This is a genomic window from Herbidospora yilanensis (genome assembly GCF_001570565.1).
GTDB lineage: Bacteria > Actinomycetota > Actinomycetes > Streptosporangiales > Streptosporangiaceae > Herbidospora > Herbidospora yilanensis.
In genome coordinates this window covers 625,952-651,670 of the sequence record NZ_BBXE01000013.1, presented here as the reverse complement: position 1 = coordinate 651,670, position 25,719 = coordinate 625,952, and the positions used below count along the sequence as shown (strand labels likewise).

The 25,719-nt window shown below is 70.0% G+C and carries 24 protein-coding genes; 17 read left to right on the top strand and 7 right to left on the bottom strand.

Annotation, left to right across the window (positions count from 1 at the left end; genetic code table 11):
* Positions 1 to 9: 9 nt before the first annotated feature.
* Positions 10 to 870 (top strand): bifunctional methylenetetrahydrofolate dehydrogenase/methenyltetrahydrofolate cyclohydrolase, encoded by an 861-nt coding sequence (locus AW273_RS03030; protein ID WP_062344908.1) that lies wholly within the window; start codon positions 10 to 12, stop codon positions 868 to 870.
* A gap of 217 nt (positions 871 to 1,087) precedes the next feature.
* Here AW273_RS03030 and AW273_RS03025 read toward each other — a convergent pair whose 3' ends face one another.
* Positions 1,088 to 1,750, bottom strand: a complete 663-nt coding sequence (locus AW273_RS03025) for an FHA domain-containing protein (RefSeq protein WP_062344906.1) — start codon at positions 1,748 to 1,750, stop codon at positions 1,088 to 1,090.
* A 238-nt stretch (positions 1,751 to 1,988) separates the two neighbouring features.
* On the opposite strand from AW273_RS03025, the gene AW273_RS03020 reads away from it, so the two are divergent.
* From AW273_RS03020 to AW273_RS03005, 4 genes are all read left to right on the top strand, one after another.
* Positions 1,989 to 3,110, top strand: a complete 1,122-nt coding sequence (locus tag AW273_RS03020; RefSeq protein ID WP_062344904.1) for a citrate/2-methylcitrate synthase — start codon at positions 1,989 to 1,991, stop codon at positions 3,108 to 3,110.
* Positions 3,111 to 3,166: 56 nt separating this feature from the next.
* The gene (locus AW273_RS03015) at positions 3,167 to 3,481 is read left to right on the top strand and encodes a DUF3017 domain-containing protein (protein ID WP_062344902.1); all 315 of its coding nucleotides are present in this window, start codon (positions 3,167 to 3,169) and stop codon (positions 3,479 to 3,481) included.
* 67 nt (positions 3,482 to 3,548) lie between these two features.
* Positions 3,549 to 4,763 (top strand): NADP-dependent isocitrate dehydrogenase, encoded by a 1,215-nt coding sequence (locus tag AW273_RS03010; RefSeq protein WP_062344900.1) that lies wholly within the window; start codon positions 3,549 to 3,551, stop codon positions 4,761 to 4,763.
* Positions 4,764 to 4,926: 163 nt separating this feature from the next.
* A complete protein-coding gene (locus tag AW273_RS03005) occupies positions 4,927 to 6,792 on the top strand; it encodes a serine/threonine-protein kinase (protein WP_062344898.1) in 1,866 nt (621 codons plus the stop codon).
* Here the strand turns inward: AW273_RS03005 and AW273_RS03000 are convergent.
* Entirely contained in the window at positions 6,789 to 7,160 is a 372-nt protein-coding gene (locus AW273_RS03000) for a hypothetical protein (RefSeq protein WP_062344896.1), read from the bottom strand. The two genes, AW273_RS03005 and AW273_RS03000, sit on opposite strands and share 4 nt — an antisense overlap.
* 60 nt (positions 7,161 to 7,220) lie before the next feature.
* Between AW273_RS03000 and AW273_RS02995 the strand changes: the two genes are divergently transcribed.
* Positions 7,221 to 8,012 carry a DUF11 domain-containing protein gene (locus AW273_RS02995; protein ID WP_157555533.1) on the top strand — a complete coding sequence of 264 codons (792 nt, stop codon included), beginning with the start codon at positions 7,221 to 7,223 and terminating at the stop codon, positions 8,010 to 8,012.
* Here the strand turns inward: AW273_RS02995 and AW273_RS39015 are convergent.
* A complete protein-coding gene (locus AW273_RS39015) occupies positions 7,987 to 8,115 on the bottom strand; it encodes a hypothetical protein (RefSeq protein ID WP_269750208.1) in 129 nt (42 codons plus the stop codon). The genes AW273_RS02995 and AW273_RS39015 overlap by 26 nt on opposite strands.
* Positions 8,116 to 8,157: 42 nt before the next feature.
* The gene (gene galE, locus AW273_RS02990) at positions 8,158 to 9,096 is read right to left on the bottom strand and encodes a UDP-glucose 4-epimerase GalE (protein ID WP_062344893.1); all 939 of its coding nucleotides are present in this window, start codon (positions 9,094 to 9,096) and stop codon (positions 8,158 to 8,160) included.
* 111 nt (positions 9,097 to 9,207) lie between these two features.
* On the opposite strand from galE, the gene AW273_RS02985 reads away from it, so the two are divergent.
* From AW273_RS02985 to AW273_RS02975, 3 genes are read left to right on the top strand one after another with little or no spacing between them, the layout of a single operon-like run.
* Positions 9,208 to 10,497 carry a hemolysin family protein gene (locus tag AW273_RS02985; protein ID WP_062344891.1) on the top strand — a complete coding sequence of 430 codons (1,290 nt, stop codon included), beginning with the start codon at positions 9,208 to 9,210 and terminating at the stop codon, positions 10,495 to 10,497.
* 40 nt (positions 10,498 to 10,537) lie between these two features.
* The gene (trpS, locus tag AW273_RS02980; protein WP_062344889.1) at positions 10,538 to 11,542 is read left to right on the top strand and encodes a tryptophan--tRNA ligase; all 1,005 of its coding nucleotides are present in this window, start codon (positions 10,538 to 10,540) and stop codon (positions 11,540 to 11,542) included.
* Between the two features lie 24 nt (positions 11,543 to 11,566).
* The gene (locus AW273_RS02975) at positions 11,567 to 12,523 is read left to right on the top strand and encodes a YihY/virulence factor BrkB family protein (protein ID WP_232327037.1); all 957 of its coding nucleotides are present in this window, start codon (positions 11,567 to 11,569) and stop codon (positions 12,521 to 12,523) included.
* On the opposite strand, the gene AW273_RS02970 is transcribed toward AW273_RS02975, so the two are convergent.
* Entirely contained in the window at positions 12,499 to 13,584 is a 1,086-nt protein-coding gene (locus AW273_RS02970; RefSeq protein WP_062344887.1) for a D-alanyl-D-alanine carboxypeptidase family protein, read from the bottom strand. The two genes, AW273_RS02975 and AW273_RS02970, sit on opposite strands and share 25 nt — an antisense overlap.
* Positions 13,585 to 13,814: 230 nt before the next feature.
* On the opposite strand from AW273_RS02970, the gene AW273_RS02965 reads away from it, so the two are divergent.
* From AW273_RS02965 to AW273_RS02930, 8 genes are all read left to right on the top strand, one after another.
* Positions 13,815 to 14,987, top strand: a complete 1,173-nt coding sequence (locus AW273_RS02965) for a glutamate--cysteine ligase (protein WP_062345431.1) — start codon at positions 13,815 to 13,817, stop codon at positions 14,985 to 14,987.
* Entirely contained in the window at positions 14,974 to 16,245 is a 1,272-nt protein-coding gene (locus tag AW273_RS02960; RefSeq protein ID WP_062345428.1) for an amidohydrolase, read from the top strand. The genes AW273_RS02965 and AW273_RS02960 overlap by 14 nt, the downstream gene beginning before the upstream one ends.
* 168 nt (positions 16,246 to 16,413) lie before the next feature.
* Positions 16,414 to 17,484 (top strand): BMP family lipoprotein, encoded by a 1,071-nt coding sequence (locus AW273_RS02955; RefSeq protein WP_198167975.1) that lies wholly within the window; start codon positions 16,414 to 16,416, stop codon positions 17,482 to 17,484.
* 73 nt (positions 17,485 to 17,557) lie between these two features.
* Positions 17,558 to 19,093: an ABC transporter ATP-binding protein gene (locus AW273_RS02950; RefSeq protein ID WP_062345427.1), complete on the top strand. Its 1,536-nt coding sequence runs from the start codon at positions 17,558 to 17,560 to the stop codon at positions 19,091 to 19,093.
* Entirely contained in the window at positions 19,090 to 20,229 is a 1,140-nt protein-coding gene (locus AW273_RS02945; protein WP_062344883.1) for an ABC transporter permease, read from the top strand. The genes AW273_RS02950 and AW273_RS02945 overlap by 4 nt, the downstream gene beginning before the upstream one ends.
* The gene (locus AW273_RS02940; RefSeq protein WP_062344881.1) at positions 20,226 to 21,494 is read left to right on the top strand and encodes an ABC transporter permease; all 1,269 of its coding nucleotides are present in this window, start codon (positions 20,226 to 20,228) and stop codon (positions 21,492 to 21,494) included. Before AW273_RS02945 ends, AW273_RS02940 begins: the two co-directional genes overlap by 4 nt.
* Positions 21,491 to 21,886, top strand: a complete 396-nt coding sequence (locus AW273_RS02935) for a cytidine deaminase (protein WP_062344879.1) — start codon at positions 21,491 to 21,493, stop codon at positions 21,884 to 21,886. The genes AW273_RS02940 and AW273_RS02935 overlap by 4 nt, the downstream gene beginning before the upstream one ends.
* Positions 21,886 to 23,169 carry a thymidine phosphorylase gene (locus tag AW273_RS02930; RefSeq protein ID WP_062344877.1) on the top strand — a complete coding sequence of 428 codons (1,284 nt, stop codon included), beginning with the start codon at positions 21,886 to 21,888 and terminating at the stop codon, positions 23,167 to 23,169. The genes AW273_RS02935 and AW273_RS02930 overlap by 1 nt, the downstream gene beginning before the upstream one ends.
* Positions 23,170 to 23,229: 60 nt before the next feature.
* Here AW273_RS02930 and AW273_RS02925 read toward each other — a convergent pair whose 3' ends face one another.
* Both AW273_RS02925 and AW273_RS02920 read right to left on the bottom strand, forming a co-directional pair.
* Positions 23,230 to 24,999 carry an MFS transporter gene (locus AW273_RS02925; RefSeq protein WP_062344875.1) on the bottom strand — a complete coding sequence of 590 codons (1,770 nt, stop codon included), beginning with the start codon at positions 24,997 to 24,999 and terminating at the stop codon, positions 23,230 to 23,232.
* Complete coding sequence (locus AW273_RS02920) at positions 24,996 to 25,643, bottom strand: chorismate pyruvate-lyase family protein (RefSeq protein WP_062344873.1); 648 nt, start codon at positions 25,641 to 25,643, stop codon at positions 24,996 to 24,998. Before AW273_RS02920 ends, AW273_RS02925 begins: the two co-directional genes overlap by 4 nt.
* Positions 25,644 to 25,719 lie beyond the last annotated feature (76 nt).

The following is a 25,719-nucleotide window of genomic DNA, read 5'->3' as shown; positions in this document are numbered from 1 at the left end:
GAGGGGCCCATGAGCGCAGGGATTCTCGACGGCAAGGCCACCGCGGCCAAGATCAAGCTCGACCTGGCGCTGCGCGTCGGCAAGCTCGCCGAGGCGGGCGTCACGCCGGGCCTGGGCACGGTCCTGGTCGGCGACGACCCGGCCAGCCACATCTACGTCGCCAGCAAGCACCGCGACTGCGCCGAGGTCGGCATCAACTCGATCCAGCGCGAGCTGCCCGCCGACGCGACCCCGGGCCAGGTCGAGGACGTCATCGACGAACTCAACGCCGATCCGGCCTGCAACGGCTACATCGTGCAGCTCCCGCTGCCGCGCCACCTCGACACGATGGCCCTGCTGGAGCGCATCGACCCGGCCAAGGACGCCGACGGCCTCCACCCGGTCAACCTGGGCAAACTGGTGCACATGGTCGACGCCCCGCTGCCATGTACGCCACGCGGGGTCGTCGACCTGCTGCGCGAATACGACGTGCCGATCAACGGCGCCGAGGTCGTGGTGATCGGCCGCGGCATCACCGTCGGCCGTCCGCTCGGCCTGCTGCTGACCCGGCGGTCGGAGAACGCCACCGTCACCCTGTGCCACACCGGCACCCGTGACCTGGCCGATCATGTCAGGCGGGCCGACATCGTCGTCGCGGCGGCCGGGGTGCCCGGGCTCATCACCGCCGAGATGGTGAAGCCGGGTGCGGCCGTGCTCGACGTCGGCGTGTCGCGGGTCGACGGGAAGATCGCCGGCGACGTCGCGCGCGACGTCGCCGAAGTCGCCGGGTGGGTCGCCCCCAATCCCGGCGGTGTCGGACCGATGACCCGCGCCCTGCTGCTGACCAACGTGGTCGAGGCCGCGGAGCGGGACGCGGGTCTGGTGAGCTAGGAAACGGAGACCCCTCGCCGAGCTCCGCGACCCGTCTCGTGTTTTTCGGGCAGGTTCCCACCGTGAGTCACAGTCGGCGTTCGGCCGTCCGTGTCTCGTGTCTCTCTGGCAGGTTCCCAGTGCGAGCCACGGCCGGCGTTCGGCCGTCCGCGTCTCGTGTCTATCGGGCAGATTCCAGCGCGAGCCACAGCCGGCTTCTGGCCGTCTGCGTCTCGCTTCAGCTCGCTCGGCGCCCGGCTGCGGGCGCCGAGGCGGGATGCGCCGGAGTTCCGCCTCCCTCGGTCGCCCGTTGTGGCGGGACGACCGGGGTCGGGCGGACCAGCCCGAGCGCGACCACCTCGTTGGCGAGGCGGGTGCGCCGGTTGGTGCCCTCGGGAATGCGGAACTTCTGGTAGAGCCGCAGCAGGTGCTGCTTCACCGCGGCCTCCGTGACGACCAGGTCGTCGGCGATCTCGCGTGCGGTCGCGGGCGCCACGAACGCTTCGTCCGAGAGCGCCGGCCGACAGAGCGACGTCAGCACGTCGACCTCGCGCCGGGTGAGCTCGGGCGCGGCGGCCCGCCGCAACTCGACCTCTGGCGCCAGGTCTTCGCGTGGTATCCCGCCGACGCGCGCGCGGGCGGCGCCGAACGAGACGACGTCGCCGTCGTCGAGGACCCTCCGGGCGATCGGCCTGCCGTTCACCCGTGTGCCGTTGCGGGACAAGCCCAGGTCAACGACATACAGGTAAGGTCCCCGCCTGACGAACTCGGCGTGTAAACGCGACACGCTCGGGTCTGTCAGCCGGATGTCGGCACCTCGGCCCCGGCCGATCGTAGTGATCTCGGGGCGCAAGGGCACCACCTCGCCGGTGTCCTCAATCCGTATGAACGGCCCCTCCACGGCAGTTCCTCCCCAGGTAGCCCGCCGTTACTTTCACATCAGCTGCGGCTTACCCAAACGTGGGGATCGGGAATCGCCTTTACCCTGACCAGAATCGGCGCTCAATTGGTCTGGACCTCTAAGCCAGATGCGGACGGCCGAAGGCCGGCCGGGGCTCACGTTGGAATCTGCCTGAAGGAAAGGGTGCCTTAGCAGCTCACGGGTAGACTTTCGCGGTAGATAAGCGGAGGAAACACTCATGGCAGACAAGCCCACCAAAGGCCTCGCCGATGTCGTCGCCGCGTCCACAGCGCTCAGCGACATCGACGGCAAGGCCGGTCTGTTGTTCTACCGCGGATACGACATCCACGACCTGGCCGGCCGTACGACATTCGAGGAAACCGCCCACCTTCTCCAGCACGGCACCCTCCCGAACCGCGACCAGCTCGCCGAATACGGCGCGGAACTCGTGCGGGGGCGCGGGCTCGGCAGTCTCGTCGAGCAGAACATCGTGGAGATCGCCGAGAAGCAGGAGCCCATGGAGGCCCTGCGCACGCTGCTCTCCCTCACCAGCGCCGACGATCCCGACAAGGACTCCAACGCCGCCGACGCGAACCTGCGCAAGGCGGCCCGGCTGACGGCGCTCCAGCCGATCCTGGTGGCGCGTTTCCACGCGGCCCGCCGGGGCGTGGACGCACCCGAGCCCGATCCCGACCAGTCGATCGCGGCCAACTTCCTGCGCCAGGTCACCGGCAGGGAGCCGACGCCCCGGGAAGTCGAGATCTTCGACGAGTGCCTGGTGCTGCACGCCGACCACACCATGAACGCCTCGACGTTCGCCGCCCGGGTCTGCGCGGCCACGCTGTCCGACATGCACTCGGCCGTGGTCGCCGCCATCGGCACCCTCAAGGGGCCGCTGCACGGGGGCGCCAACGAGCAGGTGATGCGCACCCTGGAGACGATCGACCCCGGCGGCGTCGCCGACGCGGTGCGCGCGAAGCTCGCCGGCGGCGAGAAGATCATGGGGTTCGGCCACCGGGTCTACAAGACCGAGGACCCCCGGGCCACCCACTTGCGCCGCATGTCGGAGGAGCTGGGCGAAGCGTCCGGCGACGACACCTACTATCGGATGTCGAAGGAGATGGAGGAGGTCGTCTTCGCGGAGAAGGGCCTCTACCCCAACGTCGACTTCTACGCCGCGACGGTCTACCACTTCCTCGGCATCCCGACCGACCTGTTCACCCCGGTGTTCTCGGTCAGCCGGATGGCGGGGTGGACCGCCCACGTCATCGAGCAGCACGCCGACAACCGGCTGATCCGCCCGGACAGCGAGTACATCGGCGCGCGCGACCAGAAATGGGTCCACATCGACGAGCGGTGACCAACCGCACATCTGACCAGAGACGGATACCGACCATCAACACCAACGCGAGGCGCATGGCCTGGGGGGCCTACGTCATGGTGGCCGCGGGCGCGGCCACCGGGCTGATCCTCATCTCCGAGCTCCCCGAACCCTGGTTGGGCGGCGTCGTGCTCGGCGCCGCCTTTCTCGCGGGCGCGGTGCTGCGACTGCTGCTGCCCCGGCGTCACTCCGGCGGACTGTCGGTCCGGTCGCGTCTCACCGACACCCTCACCCTCACCGTTTTCGGGCTGCTGATGGTGGCGGCCGGGGTCTTGCTGGAGGTCGACCTCCATCCCTCCGACCTCATCGTCGACCAGGCACGGCCGTCCGATAGCCTCGTCGGCCAGTGACCTCAAAAAGGACGCAGGCCATGCCCGACTTCGGGGCAAATGTTCGTTCAGAAGGGGAACCCCACGAATGCCCAAGATCAAGGTAGCGGGTCCGGTCGTCGAGCTTGACGGCGACGAGATGACCCGGATCATCTGGCAGTTCATCAAGGACCAGCTGATCCTGCCCTACCTCGACGTCGACCTCAAGTACTTCGACCTCGGCATCGAGCACCGTGACGCGACCGACGACCAGGTCACCATTGACGCCGCGAACGCGATCAAGCAGTACGGCGTCGGCGTCAAGTGCGCGACGATCACCCCCGACGAGGCACGTGTCGAGGAGTTCGGCCTGAAGAAGATGTGGAAGTCCCCGAACGGGACGATCCGCAACATCCTCGGCGGCGTCATCTTCCGTGAGCCGATCATCATGTCGAACGTGCCGCGCCTGGTGCCCGGCTGGACCCAGCCGATCGTCGTCGGCCGTCACGCGTTCGGCGACCAGTACCGCGCCACCGACCTCAAGATCCCCGGCGAGGGCACGCTGACCCTGACCTTCACCCCGAAGGACGGCAGCGAGCCGATCGAGCTCAACGTCTTCGACTTCCCCGGCGGCGGCGTCGCCCTGGCCATGTACAACCTGGACGAGTCGATCCGCGACTTCGCCCGCGCGTCCATGCGCTACGGCCTGGCCCGCAACTACCCGGTCTACCTGTCGACGAAGAACACGATCCTGAAGGCCTACGACGGCCGGTTCAAGGACATCTTCGCCGAGGTGTTCGAGAGCGAGTTCAAGGCCGACTTCGAGGCGGCCGGGATCACCTACGAGCACCGGCTGATCGACGACATGGTCGCGGCGTCCCTGAAGTGGGAGGGCGGCTACGTCTGGGCGTGCAAGAACTACGACGGTGACGTCCAGTCCGACACGGTGGCGCAGGGCTTCGGGTCGCTCGGCCTGATGACCTCGGTGCTGATGACCCCCGACGGCCAGACCGTCGAGGCCGAGGCCGCCCACGGCACGGTGACCCGCCACTTCCGGCAGCACCAGCAGGGCAAGCCGACGTCGACCAACCCGATCGCGTCGATCTTCGCCTGGACTCGTGGCCTGCAGCACCGCGGCAAGCTCGACAACCAGCCCGAGGTCATCGACTTCGCGTCCAAGCTGGAGCAGGTCTGCATCGAGACCGTCGAGAGCGGCAAGATGACCAAGGACCTGGCCCTGCTGGTCGGCGGCGACGCCGAGTGGCTGACCACTCAGGACTTCCTGGCCACGCTCGACGAGAACCTCAAGAAGAAGATGGCCTGACGCACGCGCCTCCCCCGGAGCCGCTCGCCTTTCCCCGGTGGGCGGCTCTTGTGTTTGCCGTAAAGTCAGCCTGGCCAAATGATGACGAAAAGCGAGACTCGGACGGCCGAAGGCGGCCGGGGCTCGCGCCGGGAATCTGCCTAAAGAAGCGTGGGACTCATTCATGATCGAGCCGCTCGGGTCGGGGGACCCGAAACAGCTCGGTCCCTTCACCCTGTCCGGGCGGATCGGCGAGGGCGGCCAGGGGACCGTCTACCTCGGCACCGATCCTTCGGGTGAGCGGGCCGCGGTGAAACTGCTGCACGTCAAGTTCACCGGCGACGCCATGGCCCGCTCCCGCTTCGCGCGGGAACTGCGGGCCGCCGAACGCGTCGCCAGTTTCTGCACGGCCCGCGTGATCGCCGCCGATCTCGAAGGCGACACCCCCTACATCGCCAGCGAGTACATCGACGGCCCGTCGCTGCGCGAGCAGATCGACCGGTCGGGCCCGATGAGCGGCGCCGAACTCGAACGCCTCGCCGTCGGCACCGCGACCGCGCTGACCGCCATCCACCAGGCGGGCATCATCCACCGCGACTTCAAGCCCGACAACGTGCTGCTGGCCACCGACGGGCCCCGGGTGGTCGACTTCGGCATCTCCCGCATCCTCGACTCCACGGGCACCATCACCAGCCGGGCGATCGGCACACCGGCGTACATGGCGCCGGAACAGGTGTCCGGGGACGACGTCGGACCCTTCACCGACGTGTTCGCGTGGGGCGCGACGATCGCCTACGCCGCCACCGGGCAGGCCGCGTTCGGGGCGAAGTCGATCGCGGCGGTGCTGAACCGGATCCTCAACCACGACATCGACCTGAGCCCGCTGCCCGAGCCGCTGCGCGGCGTGGTGGCGGCGAGCGTGAGCAAGCGGCCGGCCGACCGGCCGACGGCGGGGCAGATCCTGCTGCGGCTGCTCGGCCACCCCGAGACCGGCGACGCCTCGACCGTGGTGATGACCCAGGGCGCGCTGGTGGCCAACCCCGAGACCGGCCCGTTCCCCGTGGTGAAGGACGTCGGGGGCAAGGACGTCGAGGACGAGACCCGGGAGTTCCGGGTGCCGGCGCCGCCGCAGAAGCCGCCGTCGCCGTCGAAACGGGCGAAGTGGTGGCTGCCGGCCTCCATGGCGGTCGCCGCCGCGATGGTGCTCGGCGGGGTCGCGGTCGTGGTGACCCTGATGGTCAACTCGCCCGACGCCGCCCCGAAGGAGAGCCCCTCGCCGAGCCGTTCGGGCCCCTACGCGTCGGTGCTGGAGAAGGCCAAGCGGACGGGGAAGCTCACGATCGGGGTCAAGGGCGACCTGCCCGGCGTCGGCTTCGGCCCCGGCGACGAGACGCCGACGGGGTTCGAGGTCGAGGTCGGCCGCTATCTCGCCAAGGAGCTCGGCGCGAAGAGCGTGGAGGTCCGGGAGGTGTCGGCCTACAACCGCGTGGACGCGCTGAACAACGGCACGGTCGACATGGTCGTGGCGACCTATGCGTGGGAAACGTCCAGAAACGACTGGGTCACCCTCGCGGGACCTTACTACCAGGCGCGGAACGACGTGCTGGTGGCCGACGACTCGAACATCAGGTCCGCGGCCGACCTGCGGGGCAAGCGGCTGTGCGTCCGCCCCGGCACCAACGCCGCCGAGATCCTGAAGTGGCTCTCCGGCCAGGGCATCGCCATGAACGAGGTCAAGGCGGGCGATGCGGGGGTGTGCATGGACATGCTGCGGAGAGGCGAGGTCGACGCCTTCCCCGGCGACGACCTCATGCTCGCCGGGTTCGCCGACCGCGAGTCGGTGAAATACCGGGTGCTCGGCCTCGGCGTCGGCTCGGCGCGTTACTCGGTCGGGGTGCCGAAGGGCGACGTCGAGACCTGTGAGGCGGTCCGCACCGCCATCGTCAAGCTGTTCGACTCGGGCACCGCCCGGGGCCTGCTCGACAAGTTCTTCGGCAACGCCGTCTTCACCCCCGACCGCAGGATTCCCGTCAAGGTGCCCTGCCGCTAACCGCGCCGCCGGGGCCGCAGCAGCAGGACGATCATCACCAGGACCTCCAGCGCGAACGCGGCCCCCATCGCCGTCGGAGTCAGCCAGTCGGCGTAGTCGGGGCAGGTGGTCCGGAACGGCGTGCCGTCGACCACGACGGTCTCGCAACTGAACAGGACGAGCGGGACGACGTACACCCACAACACGCCCAGCGGCCACACCAGCAGGCCGAGCGCCTTCTCCCATGGACGCCAGCGCCGGGAGGCGAGCAGCAGGTAGGCGCCGACCAGCCAGCCGACCACGAACAGCACGCCGCCGAAGGTCAGCAGCAGGACCGTGGTGACGTCGTAGAGCAGGGCGCGGACTTTGCCGTCCCGTGTCCCTTCCATGGGGTCGACGGTAGCGTGTCCGAACGATCATCTCGACGCCCCGCACGTTCAATTGGTGCCATGCGTCGATGGATGGTCGCGGGGGTCGCTTTCCTCGTCTCGGGGGTCCTCGCCGATCCCGCGCTGGCGGCCGGGCCCGGCGGGCACGAGAGCCAGTGGGGCGGCGCCGACCTGTCGGTGTCCATCGTGGCCCATCCCAAGGTCGCCCAGCCCGGCCAGCCGCTGACCTACAACGTCCAGGTGAGGAACGGCGGCCCGGGTGACGCGGTGCTGCCCACGCTGACGGTCCGCGTGCCGACGGACTTCACGATCGTGAGTGTGGACGTCGCCGAGTGCCGGCCCGGCCGGGGCCTGTCCGAGGTCGTGTGCCGTTCGTCCAAGGACGTGGCGGCCGGCAAGTCGGGCGGGGTGGTGATCACCGGTCTGGTGCGCCCGAACGCCCTCGGCCCGCTGCACGTCCAGGCCCGGCTGACCTCCGAGGTGCTCGACGGCCACGAGACCGACAACGAGGCCGAGTCGTTCACCAAGGTCGACGAGGGCGCCGACCTGACCGTGCGGCTCTCCGCCGCGCGGCGCAGCGGCCACCGGACGACCGTGCACGCCGCCGTCCGGAACAGGGGGCCGCGGGTGGTGCGCGACGCGATGGTCTTCGTCGACGGGGCCCGCTGCGGCGGCCGGACCGGCTGCGTGGTGCCGACGATCCGGCCCGGGGGCACGGCCTGGTTCCGGCTGGCGGTGCGGCGCGGCAAGGGCGCGGTGACGGCGATCGTGCGCTCCCAGGGGCGCGGCGACCGCCATCCCGCCAACAACCAGGCCTCGATGAAGCTCAGGGGCAGGGCGGCGTCCCGCTGATCATGTAGGCGCCGCCGGTGGCGAACACCACCCCCGCGGCCGAGGCGAGGCTGCCCAGCAGGACGAGCAGCGTGATTCCCGCATATGCCAGCACTCGCCTCATAGCCGAGACCCAATCACATTTTCACGCTGCGAATCCGGACAATTACCGAACTGCTCGCCACGCGTCTTCGACGATCGAGGTCAGCCCGCTGTGCTCGGGCTGCCAGCCCAGTTCCTTCTGGATCAGCTCCGACGACGCGACCAGCACCGCCGGGTCGCCCGCCCGCCGGGGCGCGATGGCCGAGGGGATCGGGTGGCCGGTGACCTCGCGGCAGACGTCCACGACCTGCTGGTTGGAGAAGCCGGCCCCGTTGCCGAGGTTGAAGATCTTGTGGACGCCCCTCTCACAGGCCGCCAGCGCCAGCAGATGGGCGTTGGCGACGTCGGAGACGTGCACGTAGTCGCGCACGCATGTGCCGTCGGGCGTGGGGTAGTCGCCGCCGAACAGGCTGATCGACTCGCGCTCGCCGAGCGCGACCTTGAGCACGTTGGGGATCAGGTGGGTCTCGATCACGTGGCGTTCGCGGAAGCGGCCGTAGGCGCCGGCGACGTTGAAGTAGCGCAGGCTGACCGCGCCGATGCCGTACATCCCGGCGAAGGCGGTCAGGGTGGTGTCGACGGCCAGCTTCGAGGCCCCGTAGGGGTTGGTGGGCCGGGTCGGGTCGGTCTCCCGGATCGGCGTGTTCTCGGGCTCGCCGTAGGTGGCGGCGGTGGAGGAGAAGACGATGTGGCCGACGCCGCCCTTGCGCATGGCCTCCAGGAGGCGCAGCGTGCCGCCCAGGTTGTGCGACCAGTAGAGTGCGGGTCTCTCGACGGACTCACCGACCAGGCTCTTGGCCGCGAAGTGGAGCACCGCGTCGAACCCGGACAGATCGCCCGGCTCCATGAAGGAACCCTCGACGAACCGCGCGCCGTCGGGCACCGCGTCGGCGTGGCCGGTCGAGAGGTCGTCGAGCACGGTGACCTCGTGTCCCGCCTCGACGAGCTGCGCCGCCGTCACGCTGCCGATGTAGCCCGCGCCTCCGGTAACCAGTAGCTTCACGTTGGATTCCGTTCGACTATGTTCGTTTTTGTACGACGCCCAGCCTAGCCGCGCACTGAGTACGCTTTCAGGTCTCTCGTCATCGGAAGTCGCCAAGGCGGAAACATTCCAGTGAACAGTCTCGCGGCCAACATCGCCCTCGTCCTGGTGTTCATCCTGATCGGGGGCTACTTCGCGGCGGCCGAGATGGCCCTCGTCTCGCTGCGGGAGAGCCAGGTGCGGCGGCTGGAGAAGCTCGGCCGCCGGGGCGCCAGGGTGGCCAAGCTCGCCCGCGACCCCAACAGGTTCCTGTCGGCGGTCCAGATCGGCGTCACCGTGGCGAGCATGCTCTCGGCCGCCTTCGGCGCCGACACGCTCGCGGGGGAGCTGACCCCCGCCCTGGAGGGCTGGGGCCTGCCCGAGTCGGCCGCGCCGCTGGTCGCCCTGCTGGTGGTGACCCTCGCCATCTCGTACGTCTCCCTCGTGCTCGGCGAGCTGGTGCCCAAGCGCCTGGCGCTCCAGCGGGCCGAGGGCCTGGCGCTGCTGGTCGCGCCGTTCGTCGACCGGATCGCGGCGTTGTCGCGCCCGGTCATCTGGGCGTTGTCGAAGTCGACCGACGGCGTGGTGCGGCTGCTCGGCGGCAACCCCAAGGCCGACCGCGAGGCGATGACGATAGAGGAACTGCGCGACATGGTCGCCGGGCACGCCGAGCTGACCGCCGACGAGCGGCACCTGATCGCCGAGGTGTTCGCGGCCGGCAAACGGCAGTTGCGGGAGGTGATGCTGCCGCGCACCGAGGTGGAGTTCATGGCGGCCGACACCACCCTGGCCGAGGCGGCGGTGCTGGTCGCCTCGCTGCCGCACTCGCGGTTCCCCGTCTACCGCAACTCCTATGACGAGGTCGTCGGGTTCGTCCACGTTCGCGACCTGCTCGACCCGGTGCTCACCGGCCGGATCGACCCGATCTCCGAGGTCGTGCCGATCCGCCCGGTCAAGCAGGTCCCGGGCACCAAAAGGGTGCTGGCCACCCTGTCGGAGATGCGCGACGAGGGCCACCACCTGGCCATCGTGGTCGACGAGTACGGCGGCACGGCCGGCATCGTCACCCTGGAGGACCTGGTCGAGGAGCTGATCGGCGACATCCGCGACGAATACGACCACGAGGAGCCCGGCATCCGCCGCATCGCGGGCGACGTCGAGGTCGAGGGCCTGCTCCGGCTGGTCGACGCCCATACCGAGATCGGCATCGGGCTCCCCGAGGGGCCCTACGAGACCATCGGCGGGTTCCTGATGGCGAAGCTGGGCCACCTGCCCGTCGTCGGCGAGGCCGTGGAGGTGCCCGGCGCGCGCCTGACGGTGACGGAGATGGACGGGCGGCGGATCTCCCGGGTCCGGGTCACCCCCGCCACCCCGGAGGCGTAAATCGTCGCGACCAGGCCGGGGTTGCTGGAAGAATGTCGTCATGGCTCGCCCTCGTGTTCTTTCCGGCATCCAGCCCACGTCGGACTCGTTCCACCTCGGCAACTACCTGGGCGCGGTCCGCCAGTGGGTCCCGCTGCAGGAGACCCACGACGCGTTCTACATGGTCGTCGACCTCCACGCGATCACGGTCACGCCGAGCGCCGCCGAGTTGCGCACCCGCACCCGCGTCGCCGCCGCCCAGCTCTTCGCCTGCGGCCTCGACCCCGAGCGGTCGGCCGTCTTCGTGCAAAGCCACGTGCGGGAACACGCCGAGCTGGCCTGGATGCTCATCTGCATGACCGGCATGGGCGAGGCCGGCCGGATGACCCAGTTCAAAGACAAGTCGGCCAAATACGGCGAGGGTTCGGCCTCGGTGGGCCTGTTCACCTACCCGATCCTCCAGGCCGCCGACATCCTGCTCTACCAGACCGACCAGGTCCCGGTGGGCGCCGACCAGAAGCAGCACATCGAGCTGACCCGCGACCTCGCCCAGCGCTTCAACACGCGCTACGGGGCGACCTTCACGCTGCCCAACCCCTACATCGTGAAGGAAGTCGAGAAGATCACCGACCTCCAGGACCCGACGGCGAAGATGTCGAAGTCGTCGTCGAGCCCGCAGGGCATCCTCGACGTGCTGGAGGAGCCGGGCACGCTGCGCAAGAAGGTCATGCGGGCGGTCACCGACACCGGCACCGACATCGTCGCCGACGACGAGAACAAGCCGGGCGTCACCAACCTGCTGCGCATCCTGTCGGCGCTGACCGGCACGACGATCCCCGAGCTTGAGGCGCGCTACGTCGGCGCGGGCTACGGCACCTTCAAGAAGGACGTCGCCGAGGCCGTCATCGAGACCTTCGCCCCGATCCGCGAGCGGGCCGAGAAGCTGCTCGCCAACGAGGCCGAGCTCGACCGCATGCTGGCGATCGGCGCCGCCAAGGCCCGCGCGGTGGCGCAGGAGACCATGGAGAAGGCCCGCGACGCGATGGGCTTCCTGCCGACTCACTGACCTCGGCGGGGGTAGTACCCCGGCGTGATCAGTTCGTCGACGAGGTCGATCGAGGCCGCCAAGGCGTGGGCGCGCGACAGAACCGAGCGCGCCCGCATCCGCTGGCGGTGGGTCGACCATCTCATCCGGACGATCCACCGCTACCAGATCATGCACGGCGACCGGCTCGCCGGCGCGGTGACCTACTTCGCGTTCCTGTCGTTCTTCCCGGTCATCGCGCTGGCCTTCGCGGTGTTCGGCTACGTCGTGACCTTCCGGCCCGACGCGCTGACGACCCTGAACCGGGCGATCAACGAGCAACTCCCCGGCCTGGCCGACAAGCTCGACCTGAGCTACCTGGCCGAGGCCCGCGGCGCCGCCACGGTCATCGGCCTCGTCGGCCTGCTCTACTCCGGCCTGGGCGGGGTCGACACGCTGCGCACCGCCCTGCGCGACATCTGGATGAACCGCGAGCCCCCGGTCAGCTTCCCGCTCGCCAAGCTGCACGACCTCGTCGCGCTGGTCCTCATCGGAGTGGCGGTGATCCTCTCGACCGTCGTCAGCGGCGCGGCCGGCGGCGCCGCCGGCACGGTGGCCGACTGGTTCGGGATCGGCGGGTCGTGGCTCGGCACGGCCGGTCTTGCCGTCGCCGGGATCGTCGCCTCGCTGGCCGCCGACACCCTCGTCTTCCTGGTCATGTTCGGCTGGCTGGCCCGGCCCGCCCAGCCGTTCGGGGTGATCCTGCGTGGGGCGGTGGTCGGCGCGGTGCTGTTCGGCGTGCTCAAGCAGTTCGCGACGCTGCTCCTGTCGCACACCCTGTCGAACAACACGCTCTACGGCACGTTCACCGTCATGGTCGGGCTGCTGCTGTGGATCAACCTGTCGGCCCGGGTGGTCTTCTACTCCGCCGCCTGGACGGCCACCGCCACCCTGGGCCCGCCGCCGGAGCCGTCACCGCCCCCGGCCACCCACGACGGCTACGACGAGGCCGTCGGCGACTGACGCCGTTTGCGGCGGATGCCCCAGCCGAGCAGGCCCACCCCGGCGACCAGGCCGCCGCCCAGGACGATCGTGGCCATCGTGCCCGAGCCCGTCTCCCGGGCGGCGGGCGCCGACACGGCGGCGTTGCCCTCGGGCACCGGGGCCTTCTCGGCGGCCAGGGCCGAGGGGGCCGGGGTCGGCCGGTCGGGCAGCGGCTCGACCAGGGCGCCCACGGCGGCGTTCCTGCCGCGGTTGGCGAAGCCCCAGTTCATGAGCTCCTCGACGTCCTTCCAGAACGACTCCTCGTGGCGCATGACCGACACGATGATCGTGTGGCCGTCGCGCTTGGCCGCGCCGACGAAGCTGCCGAAGGCCTTGGACGTCCAGCCGTTCTTGACGCCGAGCATGCCGTCGTAGGTCCACAACATCTTGTTGTGGTTGCCGATCTCGTAGTGGCCCTTCGGGGCCGGGAACTTGGCGGTCTTGGTGGAGATGTACTCGCGGAAGTCCTTCAGCTTCAGGCCCGCGCGGGCGATCAGCGCCAGGTCGTACGCCGAGCTGCTCTGCCCCGGCTTGTCGAGGCCGCTGGGGGTCTTGGCGACCGTGTCGTTGGCCTGGAGGCGCCGGGCGACCTCGTTCATGTCGGCCAGGGTCTCCCGCATGCCGCCGTTGGCCTCGGCCAGGGCGTTGGCGCAGTCGTTGCCGCTGACCATCATCAGCGCTCTGAGCAGGTCGTGGACCTTGTAGATCGGCTTGGGCACGAGGCCGACGGCGCTGCCCTCCTCGTTGACGGCGGCGTGGCTCGGCTTGACCGTCTTGTTCCTGTCGAGCAGCGGGATCAGCGTGAGGGCGGTCAGAGCCTTCAGTGTGCTGGCCGGCAGGAACCTCCCGTGGGGGTTCTTGGCCGCCAGCACCTCGCCGGTGTCGGCGTCGGCGATGACGTACGAGCTCGCCTTGGTCTTGGGCGGCGCCTGCACCCCCGCCGGGACGATGAGCCCGGAGCCGGCGAGTTGCGGCCCGCCGATCGCGTCGGCCGCCAGCGCGGCCGGCTGGGCGCCCGCCACCAGTCCGGCCGTGAGCACGGCAAGGCTGAGGGCACTCGTACATCTACGCATGTCGCGAAAGATCCCCCAAAGATCGCAGCCGTACGCATTGGACCCTACTGGTTGAAAGACCGTTTGGGGGCAGTTGGCCGATTCGGGATGAGAGGTCACGATGTACAAGGGGCCTTGATCGGATGTGGGCTTTCGGTTTGGCCGATTAACGCCACGTCGGGTGACAGTGCCTGAGACGATGGACTATGGAGGTTGTTGTGCCGATCGAGTTCAATCCGTCCCGCGGTGCGACTCTGGGCGTCGAGTGGGAGCTACAGCTCGTCGACACGCACACGCGCAGACTCCGGCAGGACGCGCGCGAGATCCTCGCCGCGGTGCCCGATCTGAGCGAGAACGCCCGGCCCAAGGCCATGCACGAACTCATGCAGTCGCAGATCGAGATCGTGACGGACATCTGCCACACCGCGGCGGAGGCCGTACAGGATCTGGAGCGGAGCCTGAACCGGCTCCGGGAGGTCGCCGAGCCGCGGGGCATCGCGCTGGCCTGCACCGGAACCCACGCGATCAGCGACTGGCGGGACGCGGAGTACTCGCCGAACCAGCGCTACCTCGAACTCGTCGAGGAGATGCAGTGGCTGGCATGGCGCATCCAAACATTCGGCGTACATGTTCACGTCGGGGTGCGGGAACGAGATAAAGTCATTCCTATAGTCAACGCACTTGCGGCCTACCTGCCTCATTTCCTGGCGTTGACGACCTCCAGCCCGTTCTGGGGCGGCCAAGACACCGGGCTCGCCTCCAGCCGGGCAATCGTTTTTGGGGCACTGCCCACGGCCGGGCCGCCGCATTTACTGGCGGACTGGTCGGAGTTCGAGGACTACATGGAGACCCTGATTCGTGCCGGCACGATCAAGAGCATCAAAGAGGTCTGGTGGGACATCCGGCCCCATCCCGACTTCGGCACGATCGAGATCCGCATGTTCGACGGCATCCCGACCCTCCGCGAGGTCGGCATGGTGACCGCCTTGTCCCAGTGCCTCGTGACACAGTTCGACCAGCAGCTCGACCGGGGCTACAAGCTTCCCAGCCCGGCCGCGTGGGTCGTGCGCGACAACAAGTGGCGGGCCACCCGCTACGGGCTGGACGCCGTCGTCGTCACCGACGACAAGGGCTCGACCGCCCCGCTGCGCGACATGCTGTACGAACTCCAGCGAGAACTCGAACCGGTGGCCGAGAGGCTCGGCTGCGCCGATGAGCTGGCCGTTCTGGGCGACGTGCTCGAACAGGGCAGCTCGTGCGAGCGGCAGCGGGGAATCATCGCCGCCGGTGGAACTCTTGAAGACGTTGTCGACGCGACCATTACCGAGCTGGCCCAAGACCGGTTCGTCACCGCGAGGAAGGCAGATGGAGCAGATCATGCAGGGACATGATCAGGAGACGGAGTCTCCCGAGGGACATGGTCTGACGGGGGAGCTCGACGCCTTCCTCGCCGCTCACGAGAGTGAGCTCGTCGCGCTGCGCCGCGACCTTCACATGCACCCCGAGCTCGCGTTCAACGAGCACCGCACCACCGGCAAGGTCGTCGACCTGCTGAAGGGGGCAGGTCTGGAGCCCCAGATCCTGCCCCGGGGCACCGGCATCCTGTGCGACATCGGCTCCGGCGGCGGCCCCACGATCGGCCTGCGCGCCGACATGGACGCCCTCGCCATGCCCGACGAGAAGGACGTGCCCTACCGTTCGCTCCAGCCCGGCCGCTGCCACGCCTGCGGCCACGACGTGCACACCGCGATCCTCGCGGGCACCGGCGTCTTCCTGGCCCGCCAGGCCGCCGCCGGGCTGCTGCCGGGCCGGGTCCGGCTGATCTTCCAGCCCGCCGAGGAGATCGTCGAGGGCGCCCTGGAGGTCATGGCGGCCGGCGGCATCAGCGGCCTCGACCGGGTGTTCGCGCTGCACTGCGACCCGCGCCTGGAGGTCGGCCAGCTCGGCCTGCGCTCCGGCGGCATCACCGCGGCGTGCGACCGGCTCACCGTCCGCCTGCGCGGGCCGGGCGGCCACACGGCCCGGCCCCACCTGACCGCCGACCTCGTCTACGCCCTCGCGAAGATCGTCACCGAACTGCCCGCGGCCCTCAGCCGCCGGGTCGACCCGCGCTCGTCGTTGTCCCTGGTCTGGGGCCGCGTGCAGGCGGGCTCGGTCGGCAACGTGATCCCCGAGGACGGGGTGATCGAGGGCACCGTCCGGTGCCTGGAGGACGAGGCCTGGCACGCCGCCCCCGACCTGATCAAGGCGCTGCTCGACGGCGTCGCGGGCGCCTATGGCGTCGAGGCCGAGCTCGACTACCGGCGCGGCGTGCCGCCGACGGTCAACGACGCCGGAAGCGTGCAGATGTTCCGCGACGCCGCGATCCAGGTCCTCGGGCCCGACGCGCCCGCCCCGACGTCGCAGTCGCTCGGCGGCGAGGACTTCGCGTGGTACCTGGAGTCGATCCCCGGCGCGCTGGCCCGCCTGGGCGTGCGCACCCCGGGCGACAACCGCGACTTCGACATCCACCAGGCCACCTTCGACGTCGACGAGCGCTGCGTGGGCGTCGGCGTCCGGGTGCTGGCCGCGACGGCCCTGACCGCCCTGTGGGACGGCCAGCGCACGGCGGTCCGCCGGGGCTCGGAGTCGGAGGCGCTGCTCGCCTGATCGGTCACCTGATCGGTCACAAGGTGGCGTGAGCTGCATAACAGGCTGATTGCGGAGCTGTGCTGGCGTTTTGAGCATCCTTCCCGAACAACTATCTTCCGTGCAGGTTGCCGTGCGTTCTGTTCGCGCGTGCGACGGAAGTGAACGTCACGGAAGGGGAGTCCCACCTTGCTCCGCAATCGTTTTGGCAAGGTCGTCGCCGGTGCCGCCGCCGGTGCGATGCTGCTTGCCGCCGCCGCCTGTGGCGGCGGCGACACCACCGAGGGCGCCCCCAGCGCCGCGCCGACCGACGGCGCGTCGGCCCCCGCGGCCTCGGGCGTCAAGGTCGGGCTCGCGTACGACATCGGCGGCCGTGGCGACCAGTCCTTCAACGACTCCGCCGCGGCCGGCCTCGACAAGGCCGTGGCCGAGCTCGGCGTCGAGATCAACGAGCTGGAGGCCGGCAACGGCGAGGCCGAGTCGGCCAAGGAGGAGCGCCTGCGGCTGCTCGCCTCGGGCGGCTTCAACCCGGTCATCGCGGTCGGCTTCGCCTACTCCGCGTCGGTCGCCAAGGTCGCGGCCGAGTTCCCCGACACCAAGTTCGCCATCGTCGACGACGAGGCCAACAAGCTGCCCAACGTCTCCAACCTGGTCTTCGCCGAGGAGCAGGGCTCGTTCCTGGTCGGCGCGGCGGCGGCGCTGAAGTCGACCAAGGGCAACGTCGGCTTCGTCGGCGGCGTCGAGGTCCCCCTGATCAAGAAGTTCCAGGCCGGTTTCGAGGCGGGCGCCAAGGCCGTCAAGCCGGACATCAAGATCCAGGCCAAGTACCTGACCCAGCCGCCGGACTTCTCCGGCTTCGGCGACCCGGCCAAGGGCAAGACCGCCGCCGAGGGCATGTTCGACGCCGGCGCCGACGTGGTCTACCAGGCCGCCGGCGGTTCGGGCGCGGGCGTCTTCGAGGCCGCCAAGGCCGCGGGCGGCATGGCGATCGGCGTCGACTCCGACCAGGCCAAGACCGCCGACCCGACCGTCGCCGACGTCATCATCACCTCGATGCTGAAGAAGGTCGACGTCGCGGTGTTCGACTTCATCAAGAGCTACACCACCAACTCCGTGGTGGCCGGCTCCAAGGTGTACGACCTCGCGGCGGGCGGCGTCGACTACTCGACGACCGGCGGCAAGGTCGACGACATCAAGACGCAGCTCGACGACTACAAGGCCAAGATCTCGAGCGGTGAGATCACCGTTCCCAAGGAATGACACGGCGACGTGACCGTTGAGAGGCCCGGTGTTCACCACCGGGCCTCTCGGCACGCTTACGCAGGAGGCCAGCATCAGCACCGAGACCACCGTCTCCGAGGTCGCCGTCCAGCTTGAGGGGATCACCAAGAGGTTCCCCGGCGTCGTCGCCAACCGCGACATCAGCCTGACGGTCCAGAAGGGGCACATCCACGCCATCGTGGGGGAGAACGGCGCCGGCAAGTCGACCCTCATGAAGATCCTCTACGGCATGCAGCGCCCCGACGAGGGCGAGATCCGCGTCAACGGTTCGCCGGTGACCTTCCACACCCCGGGTGACGCGATCTCGGCCGGAATCGGCATGGTGCACCAGCACTTCATGCTGGCCGACAACCTCACCGTGCTGGAGAACGTGATCCTCGGCAGCGAGCCGAGGAAGGGCGGCCTGGCCCTCGACTTCGCCGCCGCCCGCAAGAAGATCAAGGAGATCTCCGACGCCTACGGCCTGGGCGTCGACCCCGACGTCCTGGTCGAGGACATCGGCGTGGGCACCCGCCAGCGGGTGGAGATCCTCAAGGTGCTCTACCGGGGCGCCCGCATCCTGATCCTCGACGAGCCGACCGCGGTGCTCGTGCCGCACGAGGTCGACGAGCTCTTCGAGAACCTCCACGGCCTGGTCCGCGAGGGCATCACCATCATCTTCATCTCCCACCACCTCGACGAGGTGCTGAAGGTCGCCGACGCGATCACGGTCATCCGCCGCGGCACCACCGTCGCCGAGGTCGACCCCGCGAGCGTGACCGCCCGCCAGCTCGCCGAGCTGATGGTCGGCAGCGAGCTGCCGAGCCCCGAGACCCGCGAGTCGACGGTCACCGACGTGGTCGCGCTCCAGGTGACCGGCCTGACGATCGGCGCCGAGGGCGAGCGCAGGGTGCTCGACGACGTGACCCTGACCATCCACAAGGGCGAGGTTCTGGGCATCGCCGGCGTCGAGGGCAACGGCCAGGCCGAACTGGTCGAGGCGATCATGGGCATCCGGCCCTCCGCCGGCACGATCACGCTGGCCGGCGAGGAGATCACCACCTGGACGACGCTGCGCCGCCGCGAGGCCGGGATCGGCTACATCCCCGAAGACCGCCACCGCCACGGCCTGATCCTGGAGGCCCCCCTCTGGGAGAACCGGATCCTCGGCCACATGAAGGAGAAGGTCAACGTCCGGGGCTGGTGGATCAACCGCAGGGGCGCCCGCGCCGACACCCAGCGCATCGTCGAGCAGTACGACGTGCGCACCCCCGGCATCGACGTCCTCGCCTCCGCCCTGTCCGGCGGCAACCAGCAGAAGCTCATCGTCGGCCGGGAGATGAGCGGTGAGCCGAAGCTGCTCATCGCCGCCCACCCGACCCGGGGCGTCGACGTCGGCGCCCAGGCGGCCATCTGGGACCACCTGCGGACCGCCCGCGCGGCCGGGCTCGCGGTGCTGCTCATCTCGGCCGACCTCGACGAGCTGATCGGCCTGTCCGACTGGCTGAAGGTCATCCACCGCGGGTCCCTCGTCGCCGAGTTCGACCCCGCGACCGTCACCCCCGAACAACTCGGTTCCGCGATGACGGGCGCCGGGGAGGAAGCATGAGCTCGACATTCACCGATCGCCTGCTCGGGCGGGTGAGACTGAGCGGCTGGGTGTCGCTGGCCGCGCCGATCCTGGCGATCCTGTTCGCCGGGGTCGTCACCTCGATCGTGCTCGCCCTCACCGGCAACCCGGTGCTCGACACCCTCACGACGATGGTCGACTACGGCTCGCAGCCCCGGTCGCTCGTGCTGATCCTGAACAACGCCACGACGTACTACCTGTCGGCGCTCGCGGTGGCCCTCGGCTTCCGCATGAACCTCTTCAACATCGGCGTCGACGGTCAATACCGTCTGGCGGCTCTGGTCGCGGCGGCGGTCGGCGGTGCGGTCACGCTGCCCGCGCCGTTCCACCCGATCCTGATCATCCTGGTCGCGATGCTGGTCGGCGCGGCCTGGGCGGGCATCGCGGGTGTGCTCAAGGCGACGCGGGGCGTCAGCGAGGTCATCTCGACCATCATGCTGAACACCATCGCCACCGGCCTTGGCGCCTACCTGCTGGCCCAGTGGGCCGTTCCGGTCGCGGGCAGCAACAACATCGGCACGCCGCCGATCGCGGCCTCCGGGCAGGTCCCCGGTCTCACGCTGGTCCCCGGTTCGTCGTTGAAGGTGTTCGGTCTCATCTTCCTCGCCGTCGCCGTCGGCATCGGCTTCCACGTGCTGCTCAACACCACTCGGTTCGGGTTCGACCTGCGCGCCACCGGCCGGTCCGAGGCCGCCGCCGTCGCCAGCGGGGTCAACGTCAAACGCATGGTCGTGTACGCCATGCTGATCTCGGGCGGGATGGCGGGCCTGATCGGCATGCCGCAGTTGCTCGGGGCGTCGTACAGCTACAGCCTGGACTTCCAGCCCGGTCTCGGCTTCACCGGGATCGCCATCGCGCTGCTCGGCCGCAACAACCCCGTCGGCATCGCGTTCGGAGCGCTGCTCTGGGCCTTCCTCGACGTCTCGGCCAACATCCTCGGCCTCCACAAGATCTCACCCGAGATCGTCACGATCATGCAGGGCGTGATCGTGCTCTCCGTGGTCATCGCGTATGAACTCGCGCACCGCTACCGCAGTGTCGCCGAGCAGAAGCGGGTCAGCCGCGAGCTGGCCGGCGCAGCGTCCACCCCGCAGAAGGAAGGAGCGACGGCATGACCACCACGACGACGACGGCCGCCCCCGCCGCCGCGCCCTCCGCGCGGAAGTTCAGGCTGACCTGGCAGATCCTCCTCCTGGGGCTGCTGGCGCTGCTGTTCCTGCTCTCCGTCGCCCGGGTGCTCACCGGCGCGAACGACATCACCTCGGGCGGCGCGATCGGCGCGGCCCTGATGGCGGCCGTGCCGATCGGCCTCGCCGGGCTCGGCGGCCTGTGGTCGGAGCGGGCCGGCGTGGTCAACATCGGCCTTGAGGGCATCATGATCCTCGGCACCTGGTTCGGCGCGTGGGGCGCGATCGTGACCGGGAACCCATGGGCCGGCGTGCTCGCCGGGGCGGTCGGCGGGTTGCTGGGCGCGGCTCTGCACGCCGTCGCGACCGTGACCTTCGGGGTCGACCACGTCGTCTCCGGTGTGGCGCTGAACATCCTCGGCCTGGGCGTGACGAAGTACCTGTCGACGCTGGTCTTCGCCGAGATGTCGGGCGGCGGCGACACGCAGTCGCCGCGGGTCCCCGTGATGCAGACCGTCTCCATCCCCGGAATCGGCGGCCCGCTCCAGGATCTGGAATCCCAGCACTGGTTCTTCATCTCCGACCTGGCCGGGGTGCTGCGCGGCCTCACCCAGAACGTGTCGCTGTTCACGCTGCTGGGCGTGGTGCTCGTACCGCTGACCTTCTGGTTGTTGTGGCGCACCGCCTTCGGCCTGCGCCTGCGGTCGGTCGGCGAGCGGCCGGTCGCGGCCGAGTCGCTCGGCGTCAACGTCTACTTCTACAAGTACGTGGCGGTCCTTGCCTCCGGCGCCTTCGCCGGCCTCGGCGGGGCGTTCCTGGCGATCGTGGCGGCGGGCACCTACCGTGAGGGACAGACCGGTGGACGCGGCTTCATCGGCCTGGCGACGGTCATCTTCGGCAACTGGCGTCCGGGCGGCCTGGCGGCCGGCGCGGGCCTGTTCGGTTACACCGACGCGCTCCAGCTCCGGCAGGGCGGCACCTCGGTGCACGCGCTGCTGCTGGTCGTGGCGCTGCTGCTGGTGGCGGTGGCGATCTGGCAGTTCGTGAAGCAGCAGCGGTCGAGGGCCGCCCTGCTGACCGGTGTGGCGGCCATCGCGGTCCTGGTCGTCTTCGCGGTCACCGACACGATCCCCGAGCAGTTCACGTCGTTCACGCCGCACCTGACGACGCTGCTGGTGTTGTCGCTGGCCTCGCAACGGCTGCGGATGCCGGCCGCCGACGGGTTGCCTTATCGAAGGGGACAGGCGAAATGACGCGAATCGACTGGGACGCCTTGCGCGCCGCGGCGGGGGAGGCCATGCGGCACGCGTACGCGCCGTACAGCCACTTCCCCGTGGGCGCGGCGGCGCTGGTGGACGACGGCCGGATCGTGACCGGCTGCAACGTGGAGAACGCCTCCTACGGCATCGGCCTGTGCGCGGAGTGCGGCCTGGTGTCGGCCCTGCACGCCTCGGGCGGCGGCCGGCTGGTGGCGTTCACCTGCGTCGACGGGCACGAGGAGCTGCTGATGCCGTGCGGGCGCTGCCGGCAACTGCTGTTCGAGCACGGCGGCCCCGAACTCCTGGTGGAGACGCCGGAGGGGCCGTGGCCGATGGCGAAGTTCCTGCCGTTCGCCTTCGGGCCTGACGATCTTTCGGGGAAGTAATGGCATTCGACGCGATCGACATCATCGTCACCAAACGTGACAGGGGCGAGCTTTCGGCCGCCCAGATCGACTGGGTGATCGACGCCTATACGTCCGGTTCGATCGCCGACGAGCAGATGTCGTCCCTGGCGATGGCCATCCTCCTGAACGGGATGAACCGCCGCGAGATCGCCGACTGGACCGCCGCGATGATCCGCTCGGGCGAGCGGATGGACTGGTCGATGCTCGACCGCCCGACCGCCGACAAGCACTCGACCGGCGGCGTCGGCGACAAGATCACCCTGCCGCTGGCGCCGCTGGTGGCGGCCTGCGGCGCCTACGTCCCGCAGTTGTCCGGCCGGGGCCTCGGCCACACCGGCGGCACGCTCGACAAACTGGAGTCGATCCCCGGCTGGACGGCGTCGTTGTCGAACGAGGAGATGCTCGCCGTCATCCGCTCGGCGGGCGCGGTCGTCTGCGCGGCCGGCTCGGGCCTGGCCCCCGCCGACAAGAAGCTGTACGCCCTCCGCGACGTGACCGGAACGGTGGAGTCGATCCCGCTGATCGCCTCCTCGATCATGTCCAAGAAGATCGCCGAAGGCACCGGATCGCTGGTCCTGGACGTGAAGGTCGGCTCCGGCGCGTTCATGAAGAACGTGTCCGACGCCCGCGAACTGGCCCGCACGATGGTCGAACTGGGCACCGACGCCGGAGTGCGCACCGTGGCCCTGCTCACGGCCATGGACCGCCCGCTCGGCCTGAAGATCGGCAACGCCCTGGAGGTCGAGGAGTCGATCGAGGTCCTGTCCGGCGGCGGCCCCGCCGACGTGGTCGAACTGACGCTGACACTGGCCCGCGAGATGCTGGAGGCGGCCGGCGTCTCGGGCAAGGACCCGGCGGTGGCCTTGAAGGACGGCTCGGCGATGGACGCCTGGCGCCGCATGATCACCGCCCAGGGCGGCGACCCCGACGCCCTGCTCCCGCGCGCCGCCGAGACGATGGAGATCACCGCCCCCGCTTCGGGCGTCCTGACCACCCTCGACGCCCTGGGCGTCGGCGTGGCGGCCTGGCGGCTCGGCGCGGGCCGCGCCCGCAAGGAGGACCCGGTGTCGTTCGGCGCGGGGATCGTCCTGCACGCGAAGCCGGGCGACATCGTGCGCGCGGGCCAGCCGCTGATGACCCTGCACGCCGACGAGACGGCGCGGTTCGAGCGCGCGCTGGAGTCGCTGGACGGCGCCTACGAGGTGACCGACAACTCCGACCCGGGCCTGCTGCCCCTGGTCGTGGAGCGCATCACCGCCTGACACGCGAGAGCCTGCCCGGTGACGCGAGCAGCGGGTCACCGGGCAGGCTGGTTTCGCGGGTCACCGGGTCGGTCGCTGCTGGTCCAGCAGGACGTCGGCGATGAGGTTGATGCGGTTGGTCGTCTCTTTGAGGGTGCGCAGCATCTCGGCCGCGACCTCGTCGCCGACCGGGGCCGACATGGGGACGGCCCGGCGCGGCAGGGGGATCGGCGGGTGGACGGGGGTGCGGGCGACCGGACGGTCGGGGCGGGGTGCGGGACGTGCTTCGGGACGGGCTTCGAGACTGGGTCCGGGACGGGGGGCCGGGCGGGGTTCGGGGCGGTTCGGGGTGCGTTTGGCGGAACGGGCCGACGCCGGGGGCTTCGTGGCGCCGAAGAACAGGCCCAGGCAGCCCGCGAAGACCGCGAGGGCCAGTGACCCGAGGATGACGCTCGTGTAGCCGGGCATCGGCGCCTCCACCAGGGGGCGTTCGAGCAGGACCACCGTGACGGCGATGCCGATCGTGCCGCCCACCTGGCGGACGGACATGGTCGCGCCGACCGCGGTGGCGTAGCGCTCCGGGCCGGCGGTCAGCGCGGCGGCGGCCGACGAGCCCGCGTTGAGCAGGCCGAAGCCGAGGCCCAGCGCGGCGTTCAGCGGCAACCACACATGCAGGACGTCGAGCGGCCTGCCGGTGCCGACGACCAGTTGCAGCAGGCCGATGCAGCTTCCGGCGATGATGACCGCGCCCAGGTAGATGACCACGCGCGGGCCCCGGCGCTTGATCAGGCCGCCGGCGATGACGCTGCCGATGAGGACACCGGCCGCGTTGGGCGCGATGGCGGCGCCGATCAGCTCCGGCGACCGGAACATGGCCTGGCCGAGGAACAGCGGCATGATCACCAGGATCGGGAGGGAGACCAGGCCGTACAGGGCCGAGAGGGTTCCGGCGAGGGCGAAGCGGCCCTTGCGCCACAGACCGAGGTCGATGGCGGGGGCCTTGTGGTGGGCCGAGCGGGCCATCGTCGCCAGCAGCATCAGCGTCCCTCCGGACACCGCGCCGATGACGTACGGGTCCCAGCCCCGGCGGGGGAACTGGACGATCGCCCAGGTGAGCATCGCGAGGGCGGCGCCCAGCAGGAGGCAGCCGATGATGTCGGGCACCGCGCCACGGGTGTGGGGCGGGCGGGGGAGCGTCATCGACAGCGTCAGCAGGAGCAGGGTGAGGAACGCGCTGGGCACGAACAGCACGCGCCAGCCGATCTCCATGTTCTGGCTGAACCAGCCGCCGAGGGCGTACATGAGCGTGCCGGCGACTCCGGTGGACGCGCTCCAGACGCCGATGGCGGCGGCTCTGCGGGTGGTGGGCACCGTCGCCAGCAGCATCGCCAGCGAGGCGGGGACCATGAGGGCGGCGCCGAGTCCCTGTGCGGCGCGGGCGGCGAGCAGCAGGCTCCACATGGGTGTGACGACCGTGCAGAACGCCGCGAGGGAGAACAGGGACAGTCCGATGGTGAGCAGCCGCCGCGGGCCGAACACGTCGGCGAGCCGCCCCCCGACGGGCAGCAGCGCCGCGTACGGGAGGGCGAAGGCGGTCAGCAGCCACTGGACGTCGATCGGTGACCGGGGGCCGAAGCCGCTCTCGGCGAGTTGCGGCACGCCGAGGGTGGCGGCGAGCGTGTCGGCCATGGTGATGCCCATGATGCCGGCGCACACGATGACGGGCAGGTAGGTGGTCTTGCGCTTGTGCGAGCTGGGCGCCGGTCGTCCGCGCCCCCGGAGGCGGCGGGGCGGGTCGGTGAGCAACGGGGGAAGGCCGTCGTCGCCGCGCCGCTGGGTGAGAACGCTCATTCGGCCGGCTTGCGGGAGGGTGCGGCGGGTTGGGGGAGGGAGACCAGGGTGTCACTGATGTACGTCTGCATCGCGGGTCCTCGGCGGGGGTGCGCTGGACGTTTCTTCGCGGGCCACGGCCGGGGGTCCTCCTCCAGCAGGGGGAGGTCCCGGATGGGCGTCACGATCGCGGGGTGGAACTGCTCTTCTACGTGGAGGAATGGCCTGCCTCCAGCGAAGACGAGATACGAGCGGTAGACGCTGGGCCGGCCGACACCGCCCCATTCGCCCATCCGGCAGCCGGTCTCGGTGATCACCCGACGCTGTTCGACGGCCCCCTGCAGCACCCGGCCGAGGGGGGTGCCCCCGCCGTCGACGATGCTGCGGGCGACCAGATGACTCGACGTCATGATCACCGTGTTGACCGAGATGGCCCTGCCGTCCGGGCGGACGAGTTGCGATTTACGGACGACGAGCGGTTCGTCGCCCTCGCCGGCCACGAGTGCCTTGACGGCCGCGCGGGGCCGTACTTGCGAGGACGGCAGCCCCCGCTGGTCGAGCACACGGACGCGCAGCGGTACACCGAGTAACGCGGAAAGCAATTGCGTCGTTGATCCGTCGTTGGTGAGGACCATTCGGGTCACGGCGTCGGCCGGGATGCTCATATGACCCTCCTTTCCCGTTCTGACAAACTATCTGACACAAGTTGAGATCTTAATTACTTTCTGCGCTTTCGCAATA

Coding starts and splice junctions, on each gene's coding strand:
- AW273_RS03020 (WP_062344904.1), top strand. CDS start 1,989: ATGGCAGACAAGCCCACCAAAGGCCTCGCCGATGTCGTCGCCGCGTCC.
- AW273_RS02925 (WP_062344875.1), bottom strand. CDS start 24,999: ATGAGCGTTCTCACCCAGCGGCGCGGCGACGACGGCCTTCCCCCGTTG.
- AW273_RS02940 (WP_062344881.1), top strand. CDS start 20,226: ATGACCACCACGACGACGACGGCCGCCCCCGCCGCCGCGCCCTCCGCG.
- AW273_RS02930 (WP_062344877.1), top strand. CDS start 21,886: ATGGCATTCGACGCGATCGACATCATCGTCACCAAACGTGACAGGGGC.
- AW273_RS03015 (WP_062344902.1), top strand. CDS start 3,167: ATGGCCTGGGGGGCCTACGTCATGGTGGCCGCGGGCGCGGCCACCGGG.
- AW273_RS02995 (WP_157555533.1), top strand. CDS start 7,221: ATGCGTCGATGGATGGTCGCGGGGGTCGCTTTCCTCGTCTCGGGGGTC.
- AW273_RS39015 (WP_269750208.1), bottom strand. CDS start 8,115: ATGAGGCGAGTGCTGGCATATGCGGGAATCACGCTGCTCGTCCTGCTG.
- AW273_RS02920 (WP_062344873.1), bottom strand. CDS start 25,643: ATGAGCATCCCGGCCGACGCCGTGACCCGAATGGTCCTCACCAACGAC.
- AW273_RS03000 (WP_062344896.1), bottom strand. CDS start 7,160: ATGGAAGGGACACGGGACGGCAAAGTCCGCGCCCTGCTCTACGACGTC.
- AW273_RS03010 (WP_062344900.1), top strand. CDS start 3,549: ATGCCCAAGATCAAGGTAGCGGGTCCGGTCGTCGAGCTTGACGGCGAC.
- AW273_RS02960 (WP_062345428.1), top strand. CDS start 14,974: ATGCAGGGACATGATCAGGAGACGGAGTCTCCCGAGGGACATGGTCTG.
- trpS (WP_062344889.1), top strand. CDS start 10,538: ATGGCTCGCCCTCGTGTTCTTTCCGGCATCCAGCCCACGTCGGACTCG.
- AW273_RS02945 (WP_062344883.1), top strand. CDS start 19,090: ATGAGCTCGACATTCACCGATCGCCTGCTCGGGCGGGTGAGACTGAGC.
- AW273_RS02935 (WP_062344879.1), top strand. CDS start 21,491: ATGACGCGAATCGACTGGGACGCCTTGCGCGCCGCGGCGGGGGAGGCC.
- AW273_RS03030 (WP_062344908.1), top strand. CDS start 10: ATGAGCGCAGGGATTCTCGACGGCAAGGCCACCGCGGCCAAGATCAAG.
- AW273_RS03005 (WP_062344898.1), top strand. CDS start 4,927: ATGATCGAGCCGCTCGGGTCGGGGGACCCGAAACAGCTCGGTCCCTTC.